This window comes from Devosia soli (assembly GCF_000970455.1).
GTDB lineage: Bacteria > Pseudomonadota > Alphaproteobacteria > Rhizobiales > Devosiaceae > Devosia > Devosia soli.
The window spans coordinates 39,010-64,527 of the sequence record NZ_LAJG01000034.1 but is presented as its reverse complement, the minus strand read 5'-3'; the positions used below and the strand labels follow the sequence as shown (position 1 = coordinate 64,527).

Here is a 25,518-nt window from a genome sequence, read left to right as displayed (position 1 = left end):
AGGTCTGCCGGTCGCTGCGGGCTGAACACGCTCAAAGCCGAGCTTGGCCAGATCGAGTTCATCGACGAACGCATCGATGATGCGGACCGGATTATCCGCCTCGACATAGTCCTCAAGACACGCCGGCGGAAGCTCGCCTGATGACGGTCAGCGCCTTCAACGAAACCGCCCATCTGGCACCTCCGAAGCAGTGCCAGATCATACCACAATCGGGGGTTTTCACACAGCCTCGACCCCATTGCAGCCATAGGCAACCCACTTTGGCAACGACCGCTTCTGGCGCAAAGCTGACTTCACTCGAACGCTTCGAGCATTCTCCCTCAGCTCGGCAGCTTGCAGGCGTCGGCTTCGCAGTAGCCGTCCGCATCGGCGGCAGCCGTGAAGTCCCCGAGAGGATGGGTTTCGGACCATGCCTGGCGAAGGGCATCGCCAATCACCTCGACTGGCTGAGCACCGGGTAGGGCGTACTTCCGGTCTATCACGACGAAGGGCACGCCGCGCACATTCAACTGCCGAGCCTCTTCGGCGTCGGCCCGCACCTGATCGGCGAATGCATCACTTGCCAACACGTCGCGGACCTCCAATTCGGGAAGGCCTGCGTCAAGCGCGAGGGCGAGCAGAGTGGCATGATCTCCAAGCGCCTTACCCTCTCCGAAGTACGCGGCGAAAAGCCGGTTCTGCATCGCCGACTGCAGACCATGCGTTCGGGCGAAATGGATGAGGCGATGCGCATCGAACGAACTGCCATAGCGGGCGACGTCGAACCGATAGATCAGCCCCTCCTTGGCGCCCATCCGGCGCATCTTGTCATTCATCGCGACCGCCTGCGCCAGTGAGATGCCGTGCTTCTCTGAGAGCGTCTGATTGAGGTTCTTGTCCGTGACGCGCGGCGCATCCGGATCGAGCTGGTAGCTGCGCCAGACCACCTCGACCTCATCGGCATGTGCGAAGCTGGAGATTGCAGTATCGAGCCGGTGCTTGCCGATGTAGCACCACGGGCAAGCGATATCGGACCAGACTTCGATTTTCATAGTGATATCTCCTTGTGCGGGACTTAACCGAACACGCGCTCAAGCACGTCGCGCTCAGTGTGCAGGTCCCAGTAGAGTGGTGCGATGGCGTCGGCGCTCGTCGCGGCGCTCTGACCAATAAACGTACCTATTGCTACGTGGCCGACCTGCACTCCTGACGGCGCAACCTCGGCGTGAAGAGCCGCTGCCCAGTTGCGAAGCGCCCCCATTGCGACTCCCGCAGCGGCAAAAGGGGCATAGCTCTTATCCGGACGCACCGATGACGCACCAGTGGTGACGAGAATGGTGCCGCTCTTGCGCTCCAGCATTTCTGGCAGGACTTCGGCGACAGCGGCAATCGCACCGTAGAGCTGAAAGTCGATCCACGGCTGCAGCGTGTCGCGGGTGATCTGCGAGGCAGAAACCTGTGGCAGCGTGACATTGGATGGCGAGTATTCGAGCACCCCGATGGCACCGAAGCGCTGCTTGACAGCGGAGAGGCCGGATTTGATCGAAGCGATGTCGGTTACATCGGCGCGGAAGGCGGCAGCTTCTATGCCAGCGCCGGTCAATTCGGCGACGACCGGTTCCAGCTTGGCCGGGTCGCGGGACAACAGCGCGACCTTGTGGCCCTGCTTACCAAATAACTTGCCGATGGCCTGGCCCATTCCCTGACCAGCGCCGACGATTGCGATAACGGACATCCAAGTTCTCCTGCTTGCGCACATAATGTGCGTGACGATATGTTTGATATCGAGGCCGTTCGCAAGAACGCACAGGATGGTGGCTTACGATCACTAATGATCGGATGGAGAGCCCAATGAAACGAACCAAGCCCACGTCTACGATCGATCCGACCCGCGCTGAACACTGCCGAGTGCTGGGCGCAGTCCTCGACCGGATAGGTGATAAGTGGACAATCATGGTCGTCGCAGTCCTGACCAACGGGCCGGCTCGATTCACGACGATTATGCGAGAGATCGGCGGGATCACTCACCGTATGTTGACGCTTACTTTACGCGGCCTGGAGCGCGACGGGCTGGTCAAGCGGACCGCCTACGCTACCGTCCCGCCCCGCGTGGATTACGAACTTACAGAGATGGGCCGCACATTGATCACGACGTTGGTCCCATTGGCCCAATGGGGCGAAGCCAATTGGCAGGCAATCCGCCGGGCGCAGGAGCGCCACGACGCTCAATTTGCCTGAGAATCTGCAACGCCGGTTCAGTTCCGCTTCTGGACAAAGCGGGCGCTGAAAGCGGGATTGCAGTCAGTCCGCTACCCACCCCGGATTAGCCATTCAGGGATAGCCTTTACGCATGAGGCATCCGAAAGATGAAGCGCGTTTCCGTTTCGTCTGATGTGACTGACAGTGTCCCTCCATGTGCTTGGGCCACCTGTGAGGCAATGAACAAGCCGAGACCGAGACCTTGCGAGCTAGAGCTGCCCCGCCGAAATGGCACGAACAGCTTATCTATCTGATGAGAAGGGATGGGATCGCCGGCATTGATGACGGACACTTGGAGGTGTCCAGCCTCTAGGGCACTTTCGATGCGCACCGGCTGGTCCTTGGCGCCGTGCACCAATGCATTGGCGATCAGGTTGGAAAATAGCTGCGCTAGGCGGTTATGGTCCGCATCCACTGTATGATGGAGAGCATGTACCGCCACAATAGTGCGATCAGGATGGGACAGCCTCAGTTCTTCTATGACATTGGAAAGCGTTTCCGAGAGTAGTGCCTTCCGGGTCTCAAGCTGCAGCCCGTCGCCCATACGAGCGCGTGTCAGATCCAGGACATTGCTGACCAGCACAGACATGCGCGTGATGCTGTTCTTCATCAGTTGCAGCACGATCGGACTGCGCGAGGTCCAACCCTCCTTCAACAGCCGCGTTGTTCCAGCCTCCAGAGCAGCAATCGGGTTGCGCAGGTCATGACCAAGAACGGCTATGAACTGCTCGCGGAGTTCCGCAAGTTCTCGCTCTCGCTCCAGAGAGGCTTGCGTTTCACGCAGCCGATCGCCTGCATCAAGGTGCTGCCCGATAAGCTCGGCAAAGAGCTGGAATGTTCCCATCACCAAGGGATTTTTGACCTTGGCCGGCCGGGTATCGATCGCACACAACGTCCCAAAGAAGCGCCCGTCTGACAAGATGATGGGGAATGAGATGTAACTCTTGAGCCCGTAGATTCTAGGGGTGTGATGCTCACGATAGATAGGGTCGTCGGCAACGTCGTCAATCACCACCGGCGTTCTATGGTCTCGGATTTCGTTGCAAATGGTGCTTTCGATCGGCAGCTCGTCGCCAGGTTTGAGGCCAAAAGCGACCCGGTCAAGCGACTGGCAAGTGATCCATCGATCTTCCGTCACCCGTGCGACGGCTGCAAACCCCATTCCAGTAAGCTGAAGAGCCAGGTCGAGGATCAGAGAAACGGCCGGGATTGCAGAAACGGCCGCTAGATCATTTCTGAAGTCTTTCGACGACGGCCTCTTAAATGATGCCGCACTTGCTGGGTTGGCTCGGTCGACTGTTTTTTCCAGTTTGCTCAAACCCGCCGCAGCAGCATTGGCCAGCGCTTCAAGAATCTCCACCTGTTCACGAGTTGGTTGGGTTCTTTGTGCCCAATAGGCGCCGATGGCACCGACCGGATCATGTTGCCGAACTGGTGCCATGGCGAGAGACCGGACGAACGTATCGGCGTAAAGCTCTTGGGGGATCCGCTCGTCTGCGGCAACATCTTCGATGACAACAGTCTGCTTGTTCAGCATTGCCCAGCCGCTGACGCAGGCCGACATAGGAAACTTCTGCCCTTTCCAGAGGGAGCCAATAGCGTCTTCTTCCACATAGTGGCAGAACTGGCCGTCCCTGCGAATTATGGCAATGCCATCGGCGCCAACCAAAGAGCGAGCTTGCGAACGGAGTAGAGTGATCGTGTCTTCTGGCGAACTTGCTTGCGCAATCTCGACCATTGCACGGGCTAAAGCGCCTCGTGACGCATTCGATTGCCGGGGACGATCTTCAAGCATGGTATCTAGTCCTTGCGCGAGCGTCGATGCAGGAGCAACGATTGCGGCTAAACCAGTAGCATCCGATGGACAGGGTGCGCATGAACGGCGGGCGGCGCGAAACCCGAGTCACTTGTGACCATAGGCTAATCTGCCAGGCGTGGATAGGTTGGAGCGTCAGACGACTTGAACGCCGGCTTATCCATGCCTCGGGACTAGGCTGCCCTCATTCCACCTACGTGCCGCTGGTCGACAAACGGTCCGTTGCCGACATTGGCGACGGGGAGACATCTACTATGTCTGGATGACACAGAACCGGTTGCCGTCAGGATCGGCGAGAACCACGAAGTCGGCATCCCGTGGGTATTTCCGGACAACACGTGTGGCACCAAGCGCGAGAAGCCGCTCAACCTCGGCTTCTTGATCACTAGCATAGAGATCGAGGTGATGGCGCGGGCGCCCAGGCGTGGCAGGATCCTCCGCCAAGTCTATTGCCACTTGCACGCCAGTCCCCTGCTTTGGCACGAGAACGGCCCAATCTACCGAGGGTTCTTCGCGGGGCTTGTAATCGAGTGCCGCACACCAGAAGGCGATGGCGCGAGAGACATCCTCGACCCCCCCAGACAATGGAACCGACGGTCAGCATGGCAACCTCCAGGCTAAGCTTCTTTTCTCACCAAACTCTGCCCGCGCGATAAAGTTCTGGTTGATCGCACCATCACCATTGCGGCAATGAACGCATTCATTCGGCAGGCTGCTCTTTACCAGTGCGGCGCCAAAAGCAGACGGACCGCTGACCACCCCAAGGCGGAATGCTCCGCTCGGCATTGATGCTTGCAAGTGCCTGTCAGCTACCCGTAAGCCTGCATCTGCTAAGTTTTTCTGGCCGCGCAAAGACGATGATCTAAAGGAGTCTACGTGCCAACTTTAACACGGGCGATGTTGGCAGCGGCTGTCGCGAAATCGACCGGCAGAGACATGAAGGACGTTGAACACGTCGTTCGTAGGGCGATCGAGATTGTAGCCGAAGCCCTGAAAAGCGCTGAGAATGTCAAGCTTGCAAAGTTCGGTACCTTTTCGGTGGTGTCGAGAGCAGAGCGGCCAGGCAGAAATCCGCGGACACTGGTGGAGCACAAGATTCCAGCCAGAAAAGTGGTCCAATTTGTGCCCGGCAAGCCGCTTGAAGACAAACTGGTCTTGAGCGTCTTCAACCCTAAGAATCCAACGATCTCAGCTTAATTCGTCCAACCATTCGAAAACATCCACTGCCATCGAAGAGTGCCTACTGCAGGCTTTGCGCAGCAGAGGTTTGTGCTTGTTGGAAGTGCACGATACGTCGGGAACGCGTCACCCGTAATGCTCCAACTTCCAAGGTGGCAAGGTGCCTATTAGAGGATGCCTGCCTTCTAATACCGCTGCATGACACCGATCAGCCTGTTCGTTGGCGCGTCTCCGTGGCGAATGAGGTGATACGATGAGATCAACACTCTCATTCTTGAATCCGGATGACGTTGAGGGGCGGATCAGAACATCACGCAAGCTCCTGAGAGGTTGGCGATGGATGTCGAAGATTTCCTGTCGCGAGGACGAGGCAATTGCCTTGCTCCTACAGGAGGCAAAATTTCTTATCGATCTAGGGCGGGAACACCCAGCAAGGGCAGTGGAGATAGGGCGCTTGATCGTAGCCTATCAGCGTCTTGTTGAGACCATTCGAGCAAGCAAAGTAGGCGCTCGTAAAAAGAAGTGAAGATAGAGAATACGGGCAGAATGGACGGTCAACGCTTGCAGCTCTTGCAGAAAGGTCTGCAAAGCGCTGCTTTGGCAGGGTAGTCAGGGCATGCACCGCGCATCAAACGCCCCAGCATGCTGTGGGTCTATCCAAGAGATGCAGGTGGCGGGATGGCGTCGCCTATGCTGCAGCCTGACCCACACTATCGTCTGACCAGTCAGCGACCACCCTATTCCTCCCACTGGTTTTCGCCCGGTACAGAGCGCGATCGGCGCGCTCGATCGTATCATTTACGTCGCGATCGTTTTGAGCGACGAGCGCAACACCAATCGACACCGTGACGGAAATGGGCGAGCCATTGTGCTCGATTGGAGCGTCGGAGATGGATGCTCGTATGCGCTCGGCCAGACCAGTGGCATGGGCTGGATCCATCTCGCGCAAAATAACGACGAACTCCTCGCCTCCAAAGCGCGCAACCTTATCGGTTGTACGAATTGCGTCGGAAACTAAGCTTCCAACGGCCCGTATGACCTCATCGCCTGCAGCGTGTCCGAAATCGTCATTAACCCGTTTGAAGAAGTCGATATCGATGACGAAGAAGGCAATGGGGCGTTTATAGCGTCGGAAATGGTTTAGCGAATCTTCGGCGAAGGTGTTGAAGGCCCGCCGGTTGAGAAGTCCGGTCAGCGGGTCGGTGTCGGCCATTTGCCGAAGGGTATTGATATCCTCGCCCATCCGCCTGGTCTTCTCTTCCATCCGTGAAGTTGTCTCAACCACGGCCTTCTGAGCTTCTTCGCGATCGTGTTCTGCAGTCCCGACGCGTCGCAAAAGCGATCGCAGAGCAGAAGATAGAAGAAGCATCTCCCGCGAGTCTGTGTGTCTCGTCACTGACATCGAGCGGTCATCCCTGCCGATCTTATCAATCTCGTTGGTGAGAAGTGTAAGCGGGCGCAGAATCCATCCGGCAGCGAATATGCCCGCAAGAGCTCCAGCGGAGGCGAGAACGAGACCAACCTGTAAAATAGTCGAGGTGAGAGCATTGGCATCAGCCAATGCCGCCGCTCTGGGTTGGACTGCGACGGTTACCCAGCCAAGCCCTGGATATTCGAGATAGCCTGTTGTTGGCGCCGCAGATGCCAGTATGCCGTTTGCAGCATCCTCAACACTCGCGCCCGCCTTCAAAGCCTCGAAATCTGTTTGACCGAATGGGGTAGAGCCGAAGCTTGGGCCACTCAGAACCGCTCCCGCAGAGTTCAGTATCCAGATGTCGGTTTGGCGAGACGCTGGGAGCTGGGACAGCAGGCTCTTTCGGGTGCTCTGGGCGAATGCCCAACTCAAATGGGCACCCAGTACGCCGACAATGCGCCCTTCGCCATTCCGAACCGGCACCGAAACGTCGACGAAACGAAATGGCTCTCCATCTGGGCTTTTTCCAAGAAGTTCAGCGAGCAATTTGGCGTCGTGGAGGTCGAGAACCGTTGACTGCGTCCGTCCGGCCAAAAACCATGGCCGCTCGGCAACCGATTTGCCCTCGAGCAACCCGCCAGTGGAGGCAATGACCTCTCCGGAAAGGTCGGCCAATCCAATCCAGGCATAATCTCGATAGGTGGACTGAAGACTTCCAAGGATTGCGCGAACGCTATCTGGGTCAGATTCCCAGATCCCGCTCAACGGCGCCAAGCTCGCCAGGTTTCTGATCTCTCGATAGCGTTCGAACATGCGATAGTCGAGCCGCTCGGCCAGACCGCTTGCTACCGCATGAAGTGATTGGTGAGCCCGAGCCGTCGCCTGTTGCGAGGCCACGTTTGCTGCGGCCAGGGCCGTAATAAGGGCTAGCGCGACCGACAGCACGCCGACAACCAAGGCTAGCTGAGACCGAAGCGAGAAGCGCTCTCGAAACAGATGAAAGTCGAATTTAGATTTGGCCATGGCGCCCCTCGCTCTTGATGCACCGTAACCTTATGCAGAAAATGGCAGCCTAAGGCGTTTGGTTAGCTATCCATGAAGAACACCTTTGAGCGTCATCATCACTCTAGCCGGGCAGTTGCGCTTGATGTTTCGCGGGTAGGGTCCTCTGGTGCTAGCGTCCTGAAACAACAGCATCATATTTATTCCCGCATTTCGCATGCCAATCGCTTGTGCGATAGCGGAGCATCTGCGGGGTTGTTGAGCTCCAACGGGGCGAGCCCTGTCTCCCAAATCATCCCCATAAGACGATAGCGGGCGCGTGAGAACTATTGATTTACGACGTTTCGTGTTGTGAACATCAGGAATTCAATAGGTTAAGGCGGCGCACTGGGCCGGCGTGGGAAAACTCCTGATGTGGAGGAGGCCCCAAAAATGTTCCGCAGCCTGACGATTGCTCTGACCCTTTTAATGACATCGACCGCCATCGCGGCCGAATGGACTGCCGACCGCGTGCGCGGAGACGTGCAAGTGCTCGTCAGCGGCGCTTGGCAACCGCTGCCTCGCGGGGCGACCGTCGCGGACGGCGCGACGATCGAGACGGGTGGCAACGGCCGCCTCGATCTGATCCGGGGCGCTGATCATGTTTCGCTCGGGCCGAACACGCACATCCAGGTTCGCGATGCCGGCGCCAACCTGATGACGACGATTATCCAAACTGCTGGCGTGGTCACCGCCGATGTGGAGCGGCGCAACGTCCAGCATTTCTCGGTGCAAACGCCGTTCCTCGCCGCCGTCGTCAAAGGCACCAAGTTCACTGTGGTCGCTGATCGGAACGGGGCGCGCGTCGACGTTGATCGGGGCGTGGTGCAGGTTCAGGACAGCGAGAATGGCTTTGTGGCCGATGTCCGTCCTGGCCAGGAGGCCGTCGTGACTGAGGATGCTCCGCTTGCCGTGGCCGGCGCCAATGCCCAGGTGTTCAGGACCGATGGCGTTGTCGTTACCGGGCCAGTGACCCAACCGGACATTGCGCCGTCACCCGAGGCGTCCAGCGTGCCGTCCCAGGTTCAGCCCTCATCGAACACCAATATCAGCCAGGGCAGCAACGGCAGCGGGGATAGCGGCCACAACAACGGCAACGGAAACGGCAACGGCGGCGGCAACGGCAACGGGAACGGGAACGGCGGCGGCAACGGAAACGGGAACGGGAACGGGAACGGGAACGGAAACGGAAACGGAAACGGCGGCGGAAACGGCAACGGCAACGGCGGCGGGAACGGCAACGGCAACGGCAACCGCAACAGCGACGGAACCGGGAACGGCAATGGAAACGGCAATGGCAATGCCAAGGGTCACGACAAAGGCGACGACTAGGCTCGACGGGGCCTGATGGTTTCGGGGCTTGACCGGGGTTGGTGAGGGTTTAAGAACCCCACCGAGCGGGGGCGCTCGCCAGGGTGCACGTTATGGATATCATCTGGATCGCCTTCGCCTTACATCTGATCGTCGCAGGCGGTATCGGTTTTCTGATCGCGACGATCGGGCGTCATCGTCTGCCAGCGCCCTGGAACAATCCAAGCTTCACGGTTGCGATCAGCCTTTGCATTGGCGCCTTGATCACCATGGCGACCTATCAGCACTGGCGGATTTATCCCGGCTAAAGGGGCTGAAAGCGGTCCGGCAACCGTTCAGGGGACAAAGCATGTGCAATCTCTACTCCCACCTGTCGAACCGCGAAGCGATCCTGGCCTTTGTACAGGACGTGAAACGCATCCACGACACCATGGGCAATTTCGAGCCGCAACCGGGCATCTATCCCGATTACCTGGGCCCGATCGTGCGCAACACGCCCGACGGCCGCGAGCTGGCAAAGGCGCGCTGGGGTCTGCCCTCGAGCCAGAAGGTTATCTACGACGCGACGGTGAAGCGCGTCGAAAAGCTGCGCGCCAAGAAGCCTGATCAGCCGATCGACTTTGACGCCATGCTCAAGCTCGAGCCCGACATCGGCACCACCAATGTGCGCAATATCAAGACCGCGGCCGGCAAGTGGAACCAGCACTGGAACCGCTGGATGGGCGTCGAAAACCGCTGCGTCGTGCCCTTCACCAGCTTTGCCGAATTCGACAACACGCTCGGCGAGGATGGCAAGAAGCGGGGGAACACCTGGTTCGCGCTCGATGAAAGCCGGCCGTTGATGTTCTTCGCCGGCATCCACATTCCGGACTGGTCCGGCGTGCGCAAGCAAAAGCTGGGCTTTGAAGAGCACATATCACTCTATGGCTTCCTCACCAGCGAGCCCAACGACGTCGTCGGCTCGATCCATATGAAGGCCATGCCGGTCATCCTGACGACGCCGGCCGAAGTCGAAATGTGGCTCACCGCGCCCAAGGAAGAAGCCATCAGCCTGCAGCGCCCGCTGCCCGATGGCGTGCTGGAAATCGTGGCTGTCGGGAAGAGCGAAGATTCAGACTCGCGCTGATGGACTGCCCTCAGTTATCGAAACACACATCGCGGCTGTTGCTCCGGCCTTATCGTCATCATCTTTGCCGCCAGGAGGCCAACCATGACCCCAAGCCAGACGCGACGCTATTTTGGCATTGGCCTTGTAGCCGCCCTGATCGGGGCCTTTGGACTTGTTGCTGAAGACGTGGTGGAAGGTGAAACCAAGACCTTCGACGACGCCGTCCTAATGTCGCTACGGGTGCCTGGGCACCCCGAGCAACCGATTGGGCCCAATTGGCTGCCCGAAGCGGTTCGCGACATCACCTCGCTGGGCTCTTATTCGGTGCTGACGATCTTCGTCTTGTTGGTGGCTGGGCACCTGCTTCTCGTGCGGCGGCGCGGCACGGCTTTGCTGGTCGTCCTATCGGTCGTAAGTGGTTCAATAATTAGCACAGTGCTCAAAACCGTATTTGACCGCCCGCGTCCTGCGCTCACGGGTGTCGCGGAGGTTTTCACCGCAAGCTTTCCATCCGGGCATTCGCTGACCTCCGCGGTGACCTTTTTGACCATCGGGGCGGTGCTGGCGAGTACCACCGAGTCAATGCGCCAGCGCATCTTTTATGTCGGGTCGGCTATCGTTCTCACCCTTATGGTCGGACTGACGCGCATCTACCTGGGCGTACACTATCCAACCGACGTTTTCGCCGGCTGGTGCCTGGGTTCCGCCTGGGCCCTAGGCTGCTTCATTATTGGCAACGCCCTCGCTAGAAGCCGTCACCTTGGCGATACGACAGCTTCGCTCACTTCTGGCAGGATAGTTTGATTGGCGACATCGAGTGTCCCAACAAATCGATCGAGCGAGATAGATCCAGAGCACACGGGCCCTCAGTAAGGCTCGTTAGTGCCTGCGAGCTGACCTTCCATAGTCTTTGCCCGTTGTACGAGGGCAAGAGAGCTTTGGCGCTCCTCTTCCAGCCGGTCGAGCATGTTGATGCTCCAGAATAGCGTCGCGCACATGGCAGCAACGATCACATACATCAAGGCGACCTCGCGAGAGGCCTTCACCGCGATCGGCATGACGCTTTCCCAAAAAAATCACGCATCCGTAATTTTACGGGTATGCCGTTTTGATTTTGGTTAATGACTTCATCTGATTTCCGCACTTCCCCTGCCTGTCCTGGACAGCGCCATGATTCCTGGTTTTTGCCATCGATGCTGGCAAGTGTTCACCGAAGAGCGCGGGGAAAGGGGCCTCTCAATTGTTACAATTGACCCGGTTGCAACCGGCTAGATCCTCGGGGATTTAACACGCCGAAAGTGAGTTCGAGTAGGCGCGTGATACGAGATGAAAGTGCTTCGCGGCTTCGCCAGCGGGCGACTGGCAACGATCAAGCAGGCATTGCAGAAGGTCAGGATGCGAAAGCCTTCCATTCTCATTGCTGAAGACGAGCCGCTGATCGCCATCCTATTGCAGGACGGTCTTGAATATGAGGGATACACGGCCACCGTTGCTAAAGATGGAGACGAGGCAATCGCACTACTCGAAGAGCGGCCGGAGAGCTTTGACCTACTTTTGACGGACATTCGCATGCCCGGGAAAACCAATGGCTGGAGCTTGGCGCGCCATGCCCGCTCGCTCCTGCCCAACCTTCCTGTGATCTACATGACCGGTGACAGCGTCCAAGCGAAAACGAAAGAGGGCGTTCCCAAAAGCGTGATGTGCCAAAAGCCTGTCTCAACAAACGCGCTGCTCGAAATCATCGGGCACTTTTTGAATGCGCGGGGAGGCCTGCCCAATCTGTGAACTATCATTCGACTGCTCTTTCGAGGCAGCAGGCACTGCGGCAGCCGAGCGCGTGTGCCGATGGGCGCTGGTCTGACTGGTTCACCCCTTCATTGGCGGCCGACCCTTTTTATGTAGATGCGGGCTTGGTGGGCCGATCAGGAAAATGCCCTTGGCTCGCGCCTCGTCGATTTCCCGGATCATCTTGGCCCGGGCGTTTGAGGCCGCATGGATCCGCTCCTCACGCTCACGTGCTGCGGCGCGCCAGGCGCTGTCGAGGCGATCCTGCTCGGCTAGCAAGCGGTCGTACTTCTTCGCGAACGGCGCGGAGGGTGGCTCGGGATGGCCCACCACATAACCGTGCGAAGCCCAGGGTGACTGCGACTTTTCATATTTGGAGGGTGGCGACATCATCACCGTGTAAGCCCGGCTGCCGCATTTCTCGCATCGAAACCGCCGCAGGAAACGGGCGCGCGTCTCGGGACTAAGATCGAATTCCAAGCCGAAATATTGGATGAGCTGATCCCATTTTGCGCGCCAGTTATGGTTGCAGGTGACGCCAACCCGGCCTGCGCAATGGATGGTCAGGCTATAACCTTCATCCCTCATCTGTTGCAGCGTCGACATCGGTCCCTCGAATCTGTCGAGGAGACAAACGCTACCTATGAGAACACAAAGGGAACATATGGACAGGATTGGGGACGACGCGATTTCAAGCTTTCCGACCAACCCGAAAGGCGTTTTAGCCCATTCGGATGGGCAATGGCGCGCTGCTAAAGAGTACTTAAGATCCCGAATGTCGCGCTACACCTGACTTCAGCAGGGCAGGGGGCCGCAATCGACCCCTTTGCGGTCGTTCGAACCCAATTTCGATGCTACCAAAAGCAGCCGAGCCTTGTAATCTCGGTGAGCCGTTCGTTTCTCAAGTTGTTGCGGGCACTTTTTTGGACAAGATGGTTCTGATTGACCGGGCGACCCAACTCCTTCAGGTGCGCCATACACAAGACGGCAGGGTCCATGGTGACGTGGGTGCTGTTGTGGTGTCTGAGAGAGGGCACATGTACGAAGGTGTCTGCGTGGACACTCCGAGCTGGGGTTTATGCGCAGAACGAAGTGCTCTTGCTGCGATGATTACCGCTGGCGAGTATCGGTTTCAGCAGGTTGTCGCCGTGTGGAGAAATGAGACCACTGGTGAAATCCATGTACTTCCTCCCTGCGGTGTTTGCCGCGAATTCATGAGACAGATAGATAGCGGCAACTTGAGCGCTGAGGTCATCCTCGGAGCGGATCAATCTCGACCTCTCCGCGACCTTCTTCCAGAGCACGCGTGGCCCCCGCCGCTGCACCGATAACCGGCACTGCATCCAAAAGACGACGGTCTGCTCCCCAACGCTGGAGCGACGGTCGCCTGCCGACCCCATTTAGGTCGTCCATGCCGGGTGAACAAACGGCTAGAAGCAGACGCTAGCTCGGTATGTCACGTTGATACATGATCCAAGCACTTGCGCGTTCTACTGTGTCATCACCCCGCTGTGGATCAACCCGCTCATCCGGTATCAGAGGCCCACCATAAGTTCCGCCCCCGCGATCCATGAACACTCCGGTAGTCAGGGCGAGAATGCAGCCATCTGGCATTTGAAAGCTAGAATTGGAGGTCGACGCGCCGGCTGTGCAGTCCCCAAAACTGCGTGAGCGCGGCCAGCAACGGAACGCAGTAGCTATAGCCTCCCCAGAACTTGCCGTGGTCCGGTCAGTTAGGACCGCGATGCGACCGGACTGTTGGTGCGCTGTTGCCTCGGCCTTTATCGCGCAGCGAACCTGGTCTCCAACGGATGCTGCACCCCAAGACAGTATCCAGTTCTGGCGACGCCCTTCTCGGTCGATGAACGCACCCACCATTCCAGGGCCCAGCAATGGATACAGGCCAGCCAGCATTGGCCACATGTTCCCGCCGAAATTCTGGCGCAGATCTATTATCCACCCCGTAGGCTTGGATCGAGCTAGATTTTGGATGTGCTCAGCGATTGTGTTTGCGAATGCCTCCGCTTCGCTTTGACTCGATAAGATACAAGCCGGCACAGTTACCATTGCCGAACCACTCACGAGCCTTGCCTCTGGCCATCCAGGTACCCGACGCTGCTGCATAGCCGGCGTGATTAGACGAGAGTGGCCGTCGTTTAGCTCTTGGAGTGCTCTGTTCAACAGGTTGTGCAATGCACTGGCTTCTTTAAGGCCGGCGGATTGCTTCAGATATCTTGATCGGAAGTCCGTCTTGGCCTTCTCGGGCCAATGGAGTGCATGATCGCGAATGAGATCCAAGGCATAAGCCATGTATCGCTCAGGTTCCATTTCGCAATTGCCTGCCGTACCGCCTCCACCGAGGCAGTCGGTGGGTGTCCGCTTAGTCCAATTTGTAGCCAAAAGTGGACGGGCAGAAAACCACCCCAACGCTGCCATTAAGCGAGCCGGCAGGAAATACTACTGGCTGCGCACAACATCCTGAATACGCTTTGTGAGCACCTGGTCTGTTCGGGAGTACCCGTCCCAGGCGTCGTGACCTTGTGCCCGCTCAGCCGCAGCGAAAATGTCGAACGTATTGGCGCGATCAAGACCATCAAGCTCTTCCCAACTCACCGGCACGGCAACTGTTCCTCCGGCGCGAGCCCGCGTTGACCATGGGCAGACAGCAGTGCTGCCTTGGCCATTCCGCAGATAGTCGATGAACATCCGGCCTTTGCGACGTGCCTTGCTCATGTTGGCGACGAAACGATGCGGATCGGTCTTGGCGAGCAGCTCGGCTAAGTTCTGGCAGAAGTCCTTTACCTCGTTCCAGTCCGCCTGCGGCACTAACGGCACGACGACGTGGATACCCTTGCCGCCCGAAAGCAGCGGCCACGATTTCAAGCCGAGGGCGCCGAGGATGTCGCGAATGTCGGTGGCTGCTTGCTTTACGTCGTCGAAGCCAAGACCCTTATCAGGATCGATGTCGAAGACCATTCGCTCCGGTAATTCGGGCTCGTGTCGATCTGATCCCCAAACGTGGAATTCGAGGGTGTTCATCTGGACGCCGCCCACTAGACCAGCAAGGTCTTCGATCCACAGGATGCGGCTCTCGGTGCCCTTCATCTTAGTGAGTTCGCCGGCGTGAAGTGTCTTCGGCATGCCGGGCAAAGCATGCTTCTGAAAGAAGGTTTTGCGAAGGTCGTTGTCCGTGTCGCCGACCAAAGACAAGGGCCGATCTTTGAGATGCGGGAGCATTCGATCGGCTACGGCTGCATAATAGGCGACGAGATGCGCCTTTGTGATCTCGGTCCCTGGATACATAACCTTGTCCGGGTTCGACAGCTTTACGCCCAGCCCCTGCGCGATCTCGACGCCGACCTTTGGGTCAAGGCCGGTATCGGCATCTTCAGCCGGTGTCTCCAATACGACTTGGTCAGCATTCTTATCCTCGCGCAGGCCTTGGAAGCTTGCGTGCCGCAGCGAGCCATCGGGCGTGATCTCTGCATACGCGACTTCGGCGACAAGCTCTGGCCTGACCCAGAATGCCTTGCGGGCGATATCTCGAGGCACTGATGCGAAGGCTGGCTTCGCCAAGCGACGCTTCTCGAGCTGCGCCATGATCTTTTCGCGCATGGTCTCAGTGAAGCCGGTGCCGACGCGGCCGCGATAAACGAACTGCCCTTGCTCATAGGTGCCGAGGATGAGACTGGCCATGCCGCGACCATTGTCGCTCGGGCGCCAGCCGCCGATGACGAACTCCTGACGCTTGTTGCACTTGATCTTGAGCCAGCCCTTGGTGCGATCGCCGACATAGCGGCCATCGACGCGCTTGGCGATCATGCCTTCATGCCCCCCCTTGCACATCGCATCGAAGACGTATGCCCCGCCGTCGAGGACGTGGTGGCTATATTGCAGGCTGTCGCCGGTATCGCGCTCACCGATCATTTCCTCAAGGATTGCCTTGCGTTCCAGCAACGGCTTGGCCGTCAGGTCCTGCCCGTCCTTCTCAAAAATGTCGAAGGCGTAGAATTTGAGAGGGATGCCAGCGGCGATGCCGGTTTTCAGCATCGAGAAGTTGGTGCGACCCTGCTTGTCGATGGCGACGATCTCGCCATCGAGCAGCGCCGACCCCTTGGTCAGCTTCCGCAGCGGATCCAAAATGAGCTTAAACTGTTCGGTCCAGTCGTGGCCGTTCCTTGTGTAAACCTTCACCTCCGAGCCCGAGATCGCGATCTGAGCGCGATAACCATCGAACTTCATCTCGAACAGCCAATCCTCGCCGCTCGGGATCGTCTCGCTGAGCGTGCAGAGCTGAAATGGTCGGAAAGTTGGGAGGGGATAGCTATGGTTAGATTCTGAGTCCCTGCGGCGTGGCCGCTTTGTGCGGAGGTCAGGCGTCAGCCCAACCATGTCGAACTCGGGTACATCGAGAGTCGGAAATGCGAGTCTTTTGAATCGGTTGCACTGGACGAGCGTGGTATTGAGCGACTGTCAGATAGCCGGGTTAAACATGACCAAAATCCTCCACGCTCCTTGGTTCGCCGCACTCTTCATGATCCCGGGTTATCCGGCGATGGCAGTGGATGAGTGGCGAGTGAGCTTTGGGATGTGCGGTCGCGATCGGCACACCTGCGTAGTCGACGGCGACACCATTTGGCTGCAGGGCGTGAACCTTCGGCTTGAATCTTATGACACGCCTGAGCCTTACAACGACATTTGCGGTGGGCGTGCAGAAGTTGCGCTGGCCCATAAGGCAAGCGCAAGACTCTTGCAGCTGCTGAACGGCAATCCGTTTACGGTCGAGACCCACGGCGAAGACCGTTATGGCCGGGTTCTGGCAACGATCCGGATTGGTGGGCGCGATGTGGGCGATATCCTGATTGAAGAAGGTTTAGCTCGGCGCTGGCCGAATGGCCGCGAGTTTTGGTGCTAAGAGGCAAGATATGTGCGGACGCTTCACTGCTGAATACAATTGGGCTGAGCTGCACGCACTATACAGCCTGAGCGATGAGCTTTTTCCGGTGGCGACGCATAACATGCAGCCGCGATATAACATCGCGCCGACGCAGGACGTGGACTTCGTCGCCCTCGCGCGCTGGTCCCCTCTAGCAGCGCAGTCCTTTGAGCCGCTGGCGTGCCCCCGCCGGCGGCTTTCTTTTCCAGTGGCCACCATCGATTGAGCGAGACGGTCATGCGCCGGGCGCCCGCGAAGAAAGCATGAGCAACACGGTATCTGCTCTGCATCGCCACCTGGTCAAGTGGGTTGTTTCAGGGCTTATTGCCATGGCTGCTGGCTAAGGCGATCCCAACAAGTGTCAACGCCGAGACGGCACCGGTGGCGGCCAGGATAGGGTTGAAGTTCTGCGCGCTAAGTGGCGCGATAATGGTCCCGGCGAACGTAGCAACCGCCAAGCCGATCAGGAATTGGCCGAGTAGGGATGTGCTATTTTTCTGCATGTCATTCCTCCATGCTGTGAAAGTAGCACGGCGTGACAGGGCGGGGATTTCGTGGATAAGTTGCCCTGATCGGATGGGAGGCGGCATCCAGATGAAAACCTTTGTCGATACGCTGAGCGAAGAGCTCATTGAGCGCTATAAGCTCTATCTTGAAACCTTCATGGTGGATCTTTGGAGCGCGTCCGGCATGATCGAATTCCGGGTTGGCTTCTCGCTTCGCAACGATCACAAGCTTCGCAGCTTCACTCTTACGGTCGGCGCAGAGGAAGCCATCACGGACGACCAGCGACGCGCTGTTATCGAAGCGCTCTTTCTCGAGATCGAAGACCAAATCGATGAGGCCGTTGCTTCTAATCTTGTCGAGCTCAACTAATGTTGCCTCAGGTCGACGGAACGAGAAACTAGGCCGAGATCAAACGTCTTCGTCGGCTTTTTGCAAATTTGGCAAAAATCCCCCAGCACCGTCGCGAAGACGAGTGTGCTGATGTGCGGATGATCGACATTCTGAGGCTTTTAAGAGAAGCCGGAGACGACTGCAGCGATTTGCGAGTGACGCAAATTCTGCCACCTTACCTTTCAACAGATCACCTCTGACCCTATGAGGTCAGAACAGCTCCTGTTGCTTGGCGGACGTCGGAATTGGTTCAACAAGGCCTCCACGCCGGCGAATTTCAGCTTCGGCACTGAAGCGAGTGTCGATGTCTCTATCCCGGGCGAGCTCTTCAAGGGATGGCGCTTCAACTATCGGCCAAGGTTTACCCCTGTCAGGGCCTGACCGCACCCGTGGAAGCAAGCCGGGCTGCCGACTCCAGTCGATCAGTTGTTCGGGCCCAACTACGTTCAGCATGTCCCGAAGATGATGAGCTGTCACATAAGCATCGGGCATCGCGCGATGCGCCGGCAATCCATGCTCATGGATCAAGCCCTGCGGCTTTCTCTGATACCGGAGCATCTGGTTGGAAAACCCTTGGAGTTCGGGCCACATTCTGAGAGCACCTTTCCAGGTGCAGATCCAATTTGCGCTGCCCGTGAGTCTTGGGGTGCAATACCGTTGCTCGAACGCGGCGCGATGGGCTGCCAGCGCCATCACTCCACCCTGGGGCTGAAGAACCTCCGCAGCCATTTCCTTCCAGAACGGCGCGCCCGCTACCCATTCGTCGAGGATATGATGTACGGCCATCGTCTCTGCGGTGATCGGCCTACCAGGATTCACGAAGCGGGCGCCGCGCTCCTGATCGAGTTGCCAGGCGTCCCCATCGACCGAGACCACGTCCTGCCAACCGATCTCGCAAACATCGGTTGTCGCATCGCCAGCTGTCTCAAGGTCGATCACGCGAATTCTGCGAACCGTCATTGCCTGGTCCTCGTTCTTCAACCAGTCAACGCGCTTGCGCCCTGTCCGTCGCTTGTTGCTGTCAATTGATCGGCAAAGCCAATTGAGAATCGACGACGTCTTCGCCGCGATCGAAGTTTGACACCGTAACGCCCAGCAAGCGGACGGGCATTTTGGGCGGAAAGGTCGCTGCGAGAAGTTCCTCGAGAGCGGCACCAAGGGCCTGACGGCTGCGGATCACGCCCGGGAAGCTTCGGGCCCGAGTGATCTGCTCAAAATTAGAGAACTTGACCTTGAGCGTTGCCGTCCGCCCGAACAAAGCGCGGCTCTCACAGACCCTCCAGACTTTGTCAGCCAAAGGTGCAGTCAGTCTGCGGGCATCATCGATTGTCTTGATATCCTCCGGAAAGGTGTCCTCGGCCCCAATGGACTTTCGCTCCCGATCAGGATTGACCTGGCGATTGTCGACGCCACGGGACAGGTCGAACCAATATTGGGCAGAGCGGCCGAAGCGCGTTCTCATGTCCTCGATCGATAGGGCGGCCAGATCGGCCCCGGTCGTAATGCCCAACTTGTGCATGCGTGCTGCCGTTGCCGGCCCGACACCGTGGAACTTTTCGATGGGGAGCTCTGCGACAAAGGCAGCGCCCCTGCCTGGAGGGATCACATAGAAATTGTTCGGCTTGCGGAAGCCGCTCGCCATCTTGGCAAGAAACTTGTTGTAGGAAATTCCTGCCGAAGAATTGAGGCCGGTGACCTCCTTGATCTGCGCACGGATCAAATTGGCGACGTCAGTTGCCAACGCGATGTTCTGCTTGTTCTCTGTGACGTCGAGATAGGCTTCGTCGAACGAGAGAGGCTCGATGAGGTCGGTGTGCTCGGCGAAGATCTCCCGAATGTGCGCCGAGACAGCCTTATAGACGTCAAAGCGCGGCTTCACGAAAATCAGTTCTGGACATCGGCGGGCCGCGGTGACCGACGGCATGGCCGAACGCACCCCGAACTTTCGCGCCTCATAGCTCGCCGCTGCAACGACGCCACGTTGTCCGCCGCCAACAGCTACTGGCTTGCCCCGCAGATTCGGGTCGTCGCGTTGTTCAACCGAGGCATAGAAGACGTCCATGTCGATGTGGACGATCTTGCGGATGACAGGTGCAGGTGAGACGCCCGGGTTATCCCCAAGCGGGCCGTCTCCATAAAAGTCTAGATCCATTGGCATTGCCGGTCTCGACACTCATCACAGTCGCACAGGCGGCTTCCGCAGCTCCAATGCACGGATTGACTCTTTGCCAAACGTTAGCGAACAAATAGGGAACATAATGCCATCCCGATCACTTGGGAAGCTGATCGGAGAATTACGAACAGATATGACCAAAGCCACCGACAATGCCGTGATCGCGGATCTGCGCGAGCGCATTGAGCGCCTCGAAGGGCGCTCGGCATCCAAACGCACGGTTTTGCCTTTCGGCGTCGGAGCGATTGACCGACACCTGCCGGGCGGCTGCCTGGTTATGGGCGCATTGCATGAAGTTGCCGGTGGGGGCAACGGTGCGGTCGACGGCGCAGCGGCAGCCTTGTTCGCGGCTGGGATTGTCGCAAGGACCAAGGGCAAGGTGCTTTGGTGCGTTACCCGGCAGGATCTCTTTGCCCCCGCGATAGCCCAGGTCGGACTTTCTGCGGGCCGCGTGATTTATGTCGAAGCCGGCGATGAGAAGGCGGTGCTCGAAGCCTTTGAAGAGGGCATGCGGCACGGCGGGCTGGGCGGCATTGTTGCGGAGGTCGCAAAGCTCTCGATGACCGCATCGCGACGGTTGCAGCTCGCCGCCGAGAGTTCGGGAGCCGTCGGCATTGCCATTCGACGATGGCGCCGGCCGACGGAAGCTGCCGATTTCGGGCAACCGACTTCGGCAGTTACGCGATGGCGGATCAGCACAGTTCCGACGAAACGATTGCCAGTTCCGGGCGTGGGAAGGGCTCGATGGCTGGTCGAATTGATGCGTTGCCGCGGCGCTGAAGCGGCGGATTTCGAAGTAGAGGCTTGCGATGCAAAGGGTCGTCTCGCTGTATTTTCCGACCTTCCCGACAGACCGGTATCGACGCGTTCTGGGAAGCGAAGCGCCGCCGGCTGAAGAGCCTCTTGTTCTCGCGACGCGGCGCGCCAACCGCAGCGAAATCGCTGCGCTTGACCGGGCCGCAATGTCACTGGGCTTGCGCAGGGGCATGCCTGTCAGCAAGGCGCAGTCCATGATCAAAGGCTTGCACGTTGCTGACTTTGATCCGAGCGGTGATGCTCAAGCTCTGGATCGTCTGGCTCTTTGGGCGTTGCAACGCTTCTCGCCATTGGTCGCCGCTGATCCACCGGACGGGATTGTCATCGACATGGCCGGTGCGGACCACCTCCATGGCGGAGAAGAGGCCGTGCTTCAAAAAATCCTGGAGCAGGTGGAAGGTGCGTCCTTGTCAGGCAAGGCAGCGTTGGCCGACAGCTGGGGTGCGGCCCATGCTCTTGCGCGCTTTCATCGTCATCCAGCTGTTCTGGTCGAACCGGGGCAGTGCAGGGATATTGTTTCTGCATTGCCGATGAACGCCCTTCGTCTGCCGGATACGACGATCGATAGCCTCAGAACGCTGGGCTTCGAGACCATCGGCGATTTGGCCGCTACCCCGCGCCCAAACATCACCCTGCGTTTCGGGCCCGAGATCGGGCGCCGCATCGACCAGGCCTTCGGTATCTTGGGCGAACCTATCGAACCCATCCGTCTGCCCGAAGTGGTTGAGGTCGAACGCGTGTTTGGGGAGCCGATTGGAGCCGCAGAAACGATAGCCAAATACATCGGGCAGTTGGTGGACCGGTTGATCGGCGAGCTCGAGCTCAAGGGCCTGGGCGCTAGGCGGGTCGATCTGATTGCCTGCCGGATCGACAACACGATCGCAACGGTTCGGATCGGCACGGCCCTGCCGGTGCGGGATGCCAAACGACTGACCCGCATGCTTTGCGACAAAATCGAGAAGATCGACCCAGGCTTTGGCATTGAACGGATGCGGCTTTGCGCTGTGCAGGCCGAGCCGCTCGGTCCTCAACAAATGCTGTCGTCGCTCGTCGATGAGGGCGATCCAGACGTCAGTGCCCTTGTGGATCTGCTGTCAAATCGTATGGGGCAGGGTGCACTTTATCGAATGGCACCTGTTGCGAGCGATGTGCCAGAACGCTCATTCCGTAAGATCGCACCAATGGCGCAAGACGACGGGGCAGATTGGCCAAGCCAATGGCCTCGCCCTACGAGACTGCTCGCTCATCCCGAGCCGATCGAAACCATGGCTCTGCTGCCGGACCACCCGCCTGTGTGGTTCACCTGGCGTGGGATCCGTCGCAAGGTTCGCGCCGCTGATGGTCCGGAGCGGATTTTTGGCGAATGGTGGAAGCACGACGCGGAGATGGCAGCCGTTCGCGACTATTTCCGGGTGGAGGACGAGGCTGGCGAACGGTTCTGGATTTATCGAGCGGGGAACGGCGAAGATCCGGCGACGGGCAGCCATCGCTGGTATCTCCATGGCGTCTTCGGATGAGGTACGCCGAACTTCAGGTCACGAGCCACTTCAGCTTCTTGCGCGGGGCAAGTTCTGCCGAGGAGCTTTTTGCCACGGCGTCGGCCCTTGGCATCGAGGCACTAGCCATTGCCGATCGCAACACCGTGGCCGGCATTGTGAGGGCTCACGAGGCCGCCAAGACCACCGGCGTGCGCTTGATCGTCGGTTGCCGGCTTGATTTGGTCGACGGAACCTCTCTCCTCGTCTACCCGACTGACCGTCCTGCTTATGGTCGGCTTTGCCGCCTGCTGTCCTTGGGTAAACGCAGAGCGGGCAAAGGCAAGTGCGAGCTGCATTGGAGGGATGTCGAACTTTATGCCGCAGGCTTGCTCGCCGTTCTGGTTCCGGACGTTGCTGATGAAACCTGCGAGATGCAAGCGCGGCGGCTTCAGGAAGCGTTCGGTGACCGTGGCTACCTCGCTCTGACCTTGCGTCGACGGCCGAACGACCAGTTGCGCCTCTATGAGCTGTCCGAATTGGCGGCAGAGATGGGCGTCGCGACCGTGGTGACCAATGATGTGCTGTTCCACGAGCCTGGCCGCAGGATTCTGCAGGACGTCGTCACCTGCATCAGGAACCGGACCACAATCGATGACGTAGGCTTCGATCGTGAACGCCATGCCGATCGCTATCTCAAACCGCCTCAGGAGATGATGCGTCTGTTTCCGCGATATCAAGACGCTGTCGCCCGCACCATCGAGGTGATGAGCCGATGTCGGTTCAGCCTCGATGAGCTGAAATACCAATATCCGAAAGAAGTCAATGTCCCTGGCTTGACCCCACAACAGGCGCTCGAGCGGTTGACCTGGGCAGGTGCGGAACGCCGTTATCCCGAAGGGTTGCCGGACAAAGTCACTGAAACGCTCAGGCATGAGCTTAACTTGATTGAGCAGCTTGGCTATGCCCCGTATTTTCTTACCGTAAACGCGATTGTGGAATTTGCTCGGAGCCAGGACATCCTCTGCCAGGGAAGAGGTTCCGCAGCGAACTCTGCAGTTTGCTATGTCTTGGGCATCACCAGCATCGACCCGGATCGCAACGACCTCTTGTTCGAGCGCTTCGTCTCGATAGAGCGTCGCGAGCCGCCAGACATTGATGTTGACTTTGAGCATCAGCGGCGCGAGATCGTCATTCAGTGGGTCTATGACACTTATGGCCGAGACCGTGCCGCCCTGACCTCTGTCGTGATCCGCTATCGCTCGAAAGGCGCCATCCGCGATGTCGGCAAGGCGCTCGGACTACCCGAAGACGTCACCAAGCTGCTCTCGAGCCAAGTCTGGGGCTGGTCTCGAGAAGGGGTCAACGCCAAGCAGGCCGAAGAACTCAACCTCAATCTTGAAGACCGGCGTCTGGTCCTGGCCATCGAGCTGGCTCAGCAGCTGATTGGGACGCCACGCCATTTCAGCCAGCACCCCGGCGGCTTTGTGTTGACCGATGATCGGCTCGACGAGATGGTCCCGATTGAACCAGCGGCCATGGATGACCGCCAGATCATCGAATGGGATAAGGACGACATTGACGCCCTAAAATTTATGAAGGTCGATTTGCTGGCGCTGGGCATGATGAGTTGCATGAAGCGCAGCTTCGACATGCTGGCCGAATACAAAGACGTCCACTTGGACATGTCGACGATCCCGGCCGAGGATCCCCGCACCTATGCGATGATCCGCAAAGCCGACACCTTGGGCGTGTTCCAGATCGAGAGCCGCGCTCAGATGTCGATGCTGCCGCGCATCAAGCCGCGGACCTTCTATGATCTCGTCATTGAGGTGGCGATCGTGCGCCCTGGGCCGATTCAAGGCGACATGGTCCATCCCTATCTCCGGCGCCGGGAAGGCATGGAGGAAGTCAGCTATCCCAAACCGGAGCTGGAGAAAGTGCTGGGCAAGACCCTCGGGGTGCCCCTCTTCCAGGAGCAGGCCATGCGCGTGGCGATCGAGTGCGCCGGCTTTACCCCCGGCGAGGCCGACCAGCTCCGGCGCGCTATGGCGACGTTCAAGTTCACGGGTGGCGTTTCGCATTTCCGAGAAAAGCTAGTCGGCGGCATGGTCAAGAACGGCTACGACCGAGATTATGCCGAGCGGACCTTCAAACAGCTCGAGGGGTTTGGGTCTTACGGTTTTCCAGAAAGCCACGCGGCCAGCTTTGCCCTGATCGCCTATGCATCGTCTTGGATGAAGTGCCATCACCCGGAGATTTTCTGCGCTTCTCTGTTGAACAGTCAGCCAATGGGCTTTTATGCGCCGGCCCAAATTGTCCGCGATGCGCGAGAGCACGGCGTCGAAGTCAGGCCGGTCTGCATTAATTCGTCCCGTTGGTTCTCGACCCTCGAAGCGAAAGAAGACGGCACTTTCGCCGTGCGTCTCGGGTTCAAGGTGATCCGCGGATTTCCAAACGCAGATGCAGCTGCCCTCATAGGTGCAAGACCCAACAATGGCTATCGGTCGGTTGATGAACTCTGGCATCGGGCCGGCGTACCAGCGTCGATATTGGTGCTGTTGGCGAAGGGCGACGCCTTTCGTCCTTCACTGGGCGTGGCGCGGCGTGAGGCTCTCTGGTCAATTAAGGCATTGTACGACAAACCGCTCCCACTCTTCGCCGCTGCTGCCGAAGCGGAAAAGCGCTACATTACTGAGGTGGTTGAGCCGGATGTCACGCTTCGCCCCATGTCGGCAGGGGCCGAGGTCGTTCAGGATTACACCAATATCAGCTTGAGCCTTAAAGCACACCCTGTCGCATTCCTCCGGACCGACCTTCGATCTCGACGTGTCCTCAGTTGCGCGGAAGCAATGGCCACTCGGACTAACCATTGGATCTCGACGGCAGGTCTGGTGTTGGTTCGCCAAATGCCTGGAAGTGCCAAGGGCGTCATGTTCATCACGATCGAAGACGAAACAGGCATCGCCAACCTCATCGTCTGGCCCAAGGTCTTCGAGCAGCATCGCCGTATCGTATTGGGTGCTTCGATGATGAGCATCTACGGCAAAGTGCAACGCGAAGGCGACGTCGTGCACCTGATTGCCCGAACGCTGACGGACCTCACTTCGGAGCTATCGAGCGTGGGCGGGCGGGGTGATGCTTTCATCCATCGGACGGGCCGAGGCGACGAGTTCGCTCATGGCGGGCCTGGCACTGACAATCGGGTCAAAGAGCCGGGGGATTTCCGACGACGGGATATCTACGTTTCTGATCTTCATATCGACAGCATTCGGGTCAAAGGACGAAATTTTCACTAAAGGCCCCGCGTCATCGTTGGTCTGAACCCT

The 25,518-nt window shown here is 58.5% G+C and carries 26 protein-coding genes and 1 pseudogene; 14 read left to right on the top strand and 13 right to left on the bottom strand.

Features of this window, described 5'->3' with window-relative positions; translation table 11 throughout:
- From VW35_RS22065 to VW35_RS16085, 3 genes and pseudogenes are all read right to left on the bottom strand, one after another.
- A pseudogene (locus tag VW35_RS22065) lies at window positions 1-173 on the bottom strand (IS5/IS1182 family transposase); the annotation flags it as partial.
- Window positions 174-320: 147 nt separating this feature from the next.
- Window positions 321-1,031: a DsbA family oxidoreductase gene (locus tag VW35_RS16090; RefSeq protein WP_046144108.1), complete on the bottom strand. Its 711-nt coding sequence runs from the start codon at window positions 1,029-1,031 to the stop codon at window positions 321-323.
- A gap of 23 nt (window positions 1,032-1,054) precedes the next feature.
- Entirely contained in the window at window positions 1,055-1,714 is a 660-nt protein-coding gene (locus VW35_RS16085) for an SDR family NAD(P)-dependent oxidoreductase (protein ID WP_046144107.1), read from the bottom strand.
- Window positions 1,715-1,830: 116 nt separating this feature from the next.
- Here VW35_RS16085 and VW35_RS16080 point away from each other — a divergent pair, with 116 nt between their 5' ends.
- On the top strand, window positions 1,831-2,217 hold the full coding sequence (locus VW35_RS16080) for a winged helix-turn-helix transcriptional regulator (protein ID WP_046144124.1): 387 nt from the start codon (window positions 1,831-1,833) through the stop codon (window positions 2,215-2,217).
- 106 nt (window positions 2,218-2,323) lie between these two features.
- Here VW35_RS16080 and VW35_RS22210 read toward each other — a convergent pair whose 3' ends face one another.
- A complete protein-coding gene (locus VW35_RS22210) occupies window positions 2,324-4,033 on the bottom strand; it encodes a sensor histidine kinase (RefSeq protein ID WP_046144106.1) in 1,710 nt (569 codons plus the stop codon).
- A gap of 273 nt (window positions 4,034-4,306) precedes the next feature.
- Window positions 4,307-4,639, bottom strand: coding sequence for a VOC family protein (locus tag VW35_RS16070; protein ID WP_200896904.1), 333 nt, complete (start codon window positions 4,637-4,639; stop codon window positions 4,307-4,309).
- 291 nt (window positions 4,640-4,930) lie between these two features.
- Between VW35_RS16070 and VW35_RS16065 the strand changes: the two genes are divergently transcribed.
- The gene (locus VW35_RS16065) at window positions 4,931-5,251 is read left to right on the top strand and encodes an HU family DNA-binding protein (protein ID WP_280136768.1); all 321 of its coding nucleotides are present in this window, start codon (window positions 4,931-4,933) and stop codon (window positions 5,249-5,251) included.
- 670 nt (window positions 5,252-5,921) lie between these two features.
- Here VW35_RS16065 and VW35_RS16055 read toward each other — a convergent pair.
- A complete protein-coding gene (locus VW35_RS16055) occupies window positions 5,922-7,670 on the bottom strand; it encodes a sensor domain-containing diguanylate cyclase (RefSeq protein WP_046144103.1) in 1,749 nt (582 codons plus the stop codon).
- Window positions 7,671-8,081: 411 nt separating this feature from the next.
- Between VW35_RS16055 and VW35_RS16050 the strand changes: the two genes are divergently transcribed.
- The 4 genes from VW35_RS16050 to VW35_RS16035 all read left to right on the top strand — a co-directional run bounded on the left by VW35_RS16050 (window position 8,082) and on the right by VW35_RS16035 (window position 10,911).
- Complete coding sequence (locus VW35_RS16050) at window positions 8,082-9,020, top strand: FecR domain-containing protein (RefSeq protein ID WP_046144102.1); 939 nt, start codon at window positions 8,082-8,084, stop codon at window positions 9,018-9,020.
- A gap of 92 nt (window positions 9,021-9,112) precedes the next feature.
- Window positions 9,113-9,307: a hypothetical protein gene (locus tag VW35_RS16045; protein ID WP_046144101.1), complete on the top strand. Its 195-nt coding sequence runs from the start codon at window positions 9,113-9,115 to the stop codon at window positions 9,305-9,307.
- Window positions 9,308-9,348: 41 nt separating this feature from the next.
- Window positions 9,349-10,125: an SOS response-associated peptidase family protein gene (locus VW35_RS16040; protein WP_046144100.1), complete on the top strand. Its 777-nt coding sequence runs from the start codon at window positions 9,349-9,351 to the stop codon at window positions 10,123-10,125.
- A gap of 84 nt (window positions 10,126-10,209) precedes the next feature.
- A complete protein-coding gene (locus tag VW35_RS16035; protein ID WP_046144099.1) occupies window positions 10,210-10,911 on the top strand; it encodes a phosphatase PAP2 family protein in 702 nt (233 codons plus the stop codon).
- A 62-nt stretch (window positions 10,912-10,973) separates the two neighbouring features.
- On the opposite strand, the gene VW35_RS16030 is transcribed toward VW35_RS16035, so the two are convergent.
- Complete coding sequence (locus VW35_RS16030; RefSeq protein WP_046144098.1) at window positions 10,974-11,165, bottom strand: hypothetical protein; 192 nt, start codon at window positions 11,163-11,165, stop codon at window positions 10,974-10,976.
- Between the two features lie 274 nt (window positions 11,166-11,439).
- On the opposite strand from VW35_RS16030, the gene VW35_RS16025 reads away from it, so the two are divergent.
- Complete coding sequence (locus VW35_RS16025; protein ID WP_161796930.1) at window positions 11,440-11,892, top strand: response regulator; 453 nt, start codon at window positions 11,440-11,442, stop codon at window positions 11,890-11,892.
- Window positions 11,893-11,973: 81 nt separating this feature from the next.
- Here VW35_RS16025 and VW35_RS16020 read toward each other — a convergent pair whose 3' ends face one another.
- On the bottom strand, window positions 11,974-12,498 hold the full coding sequence (locus tag VW35_RS16020) for a hypothetical protein (RefSeq protein WP_046144097.1): 525 nt from the start codon (window positions 12,496-12,498) through the stop codon (window positions 11,974-11,976).
- Between the two features lie 245 nt (window positions 12,499-12,743).
- Between VW35_RS16020 and VW35_RS22315 the strand changes: the two genes are divergently transcribed.
- Window positions 12,744-13,223 carry a cytidine deaminase family protein gene (locus VW35_RS22315; RefSeq protein WP_083982915.1) on the top strand — a complete coding sequence of 160 codons (480 nt, stop codon included), beginning with the start codon at window positions 12,744-12,746 and terminating at the stop codon, window positions 13,221-13,223.
- 112 nt (window positions 13,224-13,335) lie between these two features.
- Here the strand turns inward: VW35_RS22315 and VW35_RS22310 are convergent, their stop codons facing one another.
- The gene (locus VW35_RS22310) at window positions 13,336-13,959 is read right to left on the bottom strand and encodes a S41 family peptidase (RefSeq protein ID WP_425283791.1); all 624 of its coding nucleotides are present in this window, start codon (window positions 13,957-13,959) and stop codon (window positions 13,336-13,338) included.
- A gap of 390 nt (window positions 13,960-14,349) precedes the next feature.
- A complete protein-coding gene (gene ligD, locus VW35_RS16005; RefSeq protein WP_083982911.1) occupies window positions 14,350-16,284 on the bottom strand; it encodes a DNA ligase D in 1,935 nt (644 codons plus the stop codon).
- A 100-nt stretch (window positions 16,285-16,384) separates the two neighbouring features.
- Between ligD and VW35_RS16000 the strand changes: the two genes are divergently transcribed.
- Both VW35_RS16000 and VW35_RS15995 read left to right on the top strand, forming a co-directional pair.
- Entirely contained in the window at window positions 16,385-16,807 is a 423-nt protein-coding gene (locus VW35_RS16000) for a thermonuclease family protein (RefSeq protein WP_244465921.1), read from the top strand.
- Window positions 16,808-16,817: 10 nt separating this feature from the next.
- Window positions 16,818-17,054, top strand: coding sequence for an SOS response-associated peptidase family protein (locus VW35_RS15995; RefSeq protein ID WP_046144095.1), 237 nt, complete (start codon window positions 16,818-16,820; stop codon window positions 17,052-17,054).
- Window positions 17,055-17,142: 88 nt separating this feature from the next.
- Here the strand turns inward: VW35_RS15995 and VW35_RS15990 are convergent, their stop codons facing one another.
- Window positions 17,143-17,331 carry a hypothetical protein gene (locus tag VW35_RS15990; RefSeq protein WP_046144094.1) on the bottom strand — a complete coding sequence of 63 codons (189 nt, stop codon included), beginning with the start codon at window positions 17,329-17,331 and terminating at the stop codon, window positions 17,143-17,145.
- Window positions 17,332-17,422: 91 nt separating this feature from the next.
- Between VW35_RS15990 and VW35_RS15985 the strand changes: the two genes are divergently transcribed.
- The gene (locus VW35_RS15985) at window positions 17,423-17,704 is read left to right on the top strand and encodes a hypothetical protein (RefSeq protein WP_152662627.1); all 282 of its coding nucleotides are present in this window, start codon (window positions 17,423-17,425) and stop codon (window positions 17,702-17,704) included.
- A gap of 231 nt (window positions 17,705-17,935) precedes the next feature.
- On the opposite strand, the gene VW35_RS15980 is transcribed toward VW35_RS15985, so the two are convergent.
- Both VW35_RS15980 and dinB read right to left on the bottom strand, forming a co-directional pair.
- The gene (locus VW35_RS15980) at window positions 17,936-18,685 is read right to left on the bottom strand and encodes a DNA polymerase III subunit epsilon (protein ID WP_046144119.1); all 750 of its coding nucleotides are present in this window, start codon (window positions 18,683-18,685) and stop codon (window positions 17,936-17,938) included.
- 61 nt (window positions 18,686-18,746) lie between these two features.
- Window positions 18,747-19,877 (bottom strand): DNA polymerase IV, encoded by a 1,131-nt coding sequence (gene dinB, locus VW35_RS15975; RefSeq protein ID WP_046144092.1) that lies wholly within the window; start codon window positions 19,875-19,877, stop codon window positions 18,747-18,749.
- A 154-nt stretch (window positions 19,878-20,031) separates the two neighbouring features.
- Between dinB and VW35_RS15970 the strand changes: the two genes are divergently transcribed.
- The 3 genes from VW35_RS15970 to VW35_RS15960 are packed head-to-tail and all read left to right on the top strand — an operon-like array spanning window position 20,032 to window position 25,488.
- Window positions 20,032-20,793 (top strand): ImuA family protein, encoded by a 762-nt coding sequence (locus VW35_RS15970; RefSeq protein ID WP_046144091.1) that lies wholly within the window; start codon window positions 20,032-20,034, stop codon window positions 20,791-20,793.
- Window positions 20,708-22,231, top strand: coding sequence for a DUF6504 family protein (locus VW35_RS15965; RefSeq protein WP_046144090.1), 1,524 nt, complete (start codon window positions 20,708-20,710; stop codon window positions 22,229-22,231). Before VW35_RS15970 ends, VW35_RS15965 begins: the two co-directional genes overlap by 86 nt.
- The gene (locus VW35_RS15960) at window positions 22,228-25,488 is read left to right on the top strand and encodes an error-prone DNA polymerase (RefSeq protein ID WP_046144089.1); all 3,261 of its coding nucleotides are present in this window, start codon (window positions 22,228-22,230) and stop codon (window positions 25,486-25,488) included. Before VW35_RS15965 ends, VW35_RS15960 begins: the two co-directional genes overlap by 4 nt.
- Window positions 25,489-25,518 lie beyond the last annotated feature (30 nt).

Bases quoted from the DNA above. Each gene is read 5' to 3' on its own strand.
- VW35_RS16090 (WP_046144108.1), bottom strand. From the start codon at position 1,031: ATGAAAATCGAAGTCTGGTCCGATATCGCTTGCCCGTGGTGCTACATC.
- VW35_RS16085 (WP_046144107.1), bottom strand. From the start codon at position 1,714: ATGTCCGTTATCGCAATCGTCGGCGCTGGTCAGGGAATGGGCCAGGCC.
- VW35_RS16080 (WP_046144124.1), top strand. From the start codon at position 1,831: ATGAAACGAACCAAGCCCACGTCTACGATCGATCCGACCCGCGCTGAA.
- VW35_RS22210 (WP_046144106.1), bottom strand. From the start codon at position 4,033: ATGCTTGAAGATCGTCCCCGGCAATCGAATGCGTCACGAGGCGCTTTA.
- VW35_RS16055 (WP_046144103.1), bottom strand. From the start codon at position 7,670: ATGGCCAAATCTAAATTCGACTTTCATCTGTTTCGAGAGCGCTTCTCG.
- VW35_RS16050 (WP_046144102.1), top strand. From the start codon at position 8,082: ATGTTCCGCAGCCTGACGATTGCTCTGACCCTTTTAATGACATCGACC.
- VW35_RS16045 (WP_046144101.1), top strand. From the start codon at position 9,113: ATGGATATCATCTGGATCGCCTTCGCCTTACATCTGATCGTCGCAGGC.
- VW35_RS16040 (WP_046144100.1), top strand. From the start codon at position 9,349: ATGTGCAATCTCTACTCCCACCTGTCGAACCGCGAAGCGATCCTGGCC.
- VW35_RS16035 (WP_046144099.1), top strand. From the start codon at position 10,210: ATGACCCCAAGCCAGACGCGACGCTATTTTGGCATTGGCCTTGTAGCC.
- VW35_RS16030 (WP_046144098.1), bottom strand. From the start codon at position 11,165: ATGCCGATCGCGGTGAAGGCCTCTCGCGAGGTCGCCTTGATGTATGTG.
- VW35_RS16020 (WP_046144097.1), bottom strand. From the start codon at position 12,498: ATGTCGACGCTGCAACAGATGAGGGATGAAGGTTATAGCCTGACCATC.
- VW35_RS22315 (WP_083982915.1), top strand. From the start codon at position 12,744: ATGCTACCAAAAGCAGCCGAGCCTTGTAATCTCGGTGAGCCGTTCGTT.
- VW35_RS22310 (WP_425283791.1), bottom strand. From the start codon at position 13,959: ATGGTAACTGTGCCGGCTTGTATCTTATCGAGTCAAAGCGAAGCGGAG.
- ligD (WP_083982911.1), bottom strand. From the start codon at position 16,284: ATGGTTGGGCTGACGCCTGACCTCCGCACAAAGCGGCCACGCCGCAGG.
- VW35_RS16000 (WP_244465921.1), top strand. From the start codon at position 16,385: ATGACCAAAATCCTCCACGCTCCTTGGTTCGCCGCACTCTTCATGATC.
- VW35_RS15995 (WP_046144095.1), top strand. From the start codon at position 16,818: ATGTGCGGACGCTTCACTGCTGAATACAATTGGGCTGAGCTGCACGCA.
- VW35_RS15990 (WP_046144094.1), bottom strand. From the start codon at position 17,331: ATGCAGAAAAATAGCACATCCCTACTCGGCCAATTCCTGATCGGCTTG.
- VW35_RS15985 (WP_152662627.1), top strand. From the start codon at position 17,423: ATGAAAACCTTTGTCGATACGCTGAGCGAAGAGCTCATTGAGCGCTAT.
- VW35_RS15980 (WP_046144119.1), bottom strand. From the start codon at position 18,685: ATGACGGTTCGCAGAATTCGCGTGATCGACCTTGAGACAGCTGGCGAT.
- dinB (WP_046144092.1), bottom strand. From the start codon at position 19,877: ATGGATCTAGACTTTTATGGAGACGGCCCGCTTGGGGATAACCCGGGC.
- VW35_RS15970 (WP_046144091.1), top strand. From the start codon at position 20,032: ATGACCAAAGCCACCGACAATGCCGTGATCGCGGATCTGCGCGAGCGC.
- VW35_RS15965 (WP_046144090.1), top strand. From the start codon at position 20,708: ATGCAAAGGGTCGTCTCGCTGTATTTTCCGACCTTCCCGACAGACCGG.
- VW35_RS15960 (WP_046144089.1), top strand. From the start codon at position 22,228: ATGAGGTACGCCGAACTTCAGGTCACGAGCCACTTCAGCTTCTTGCGC.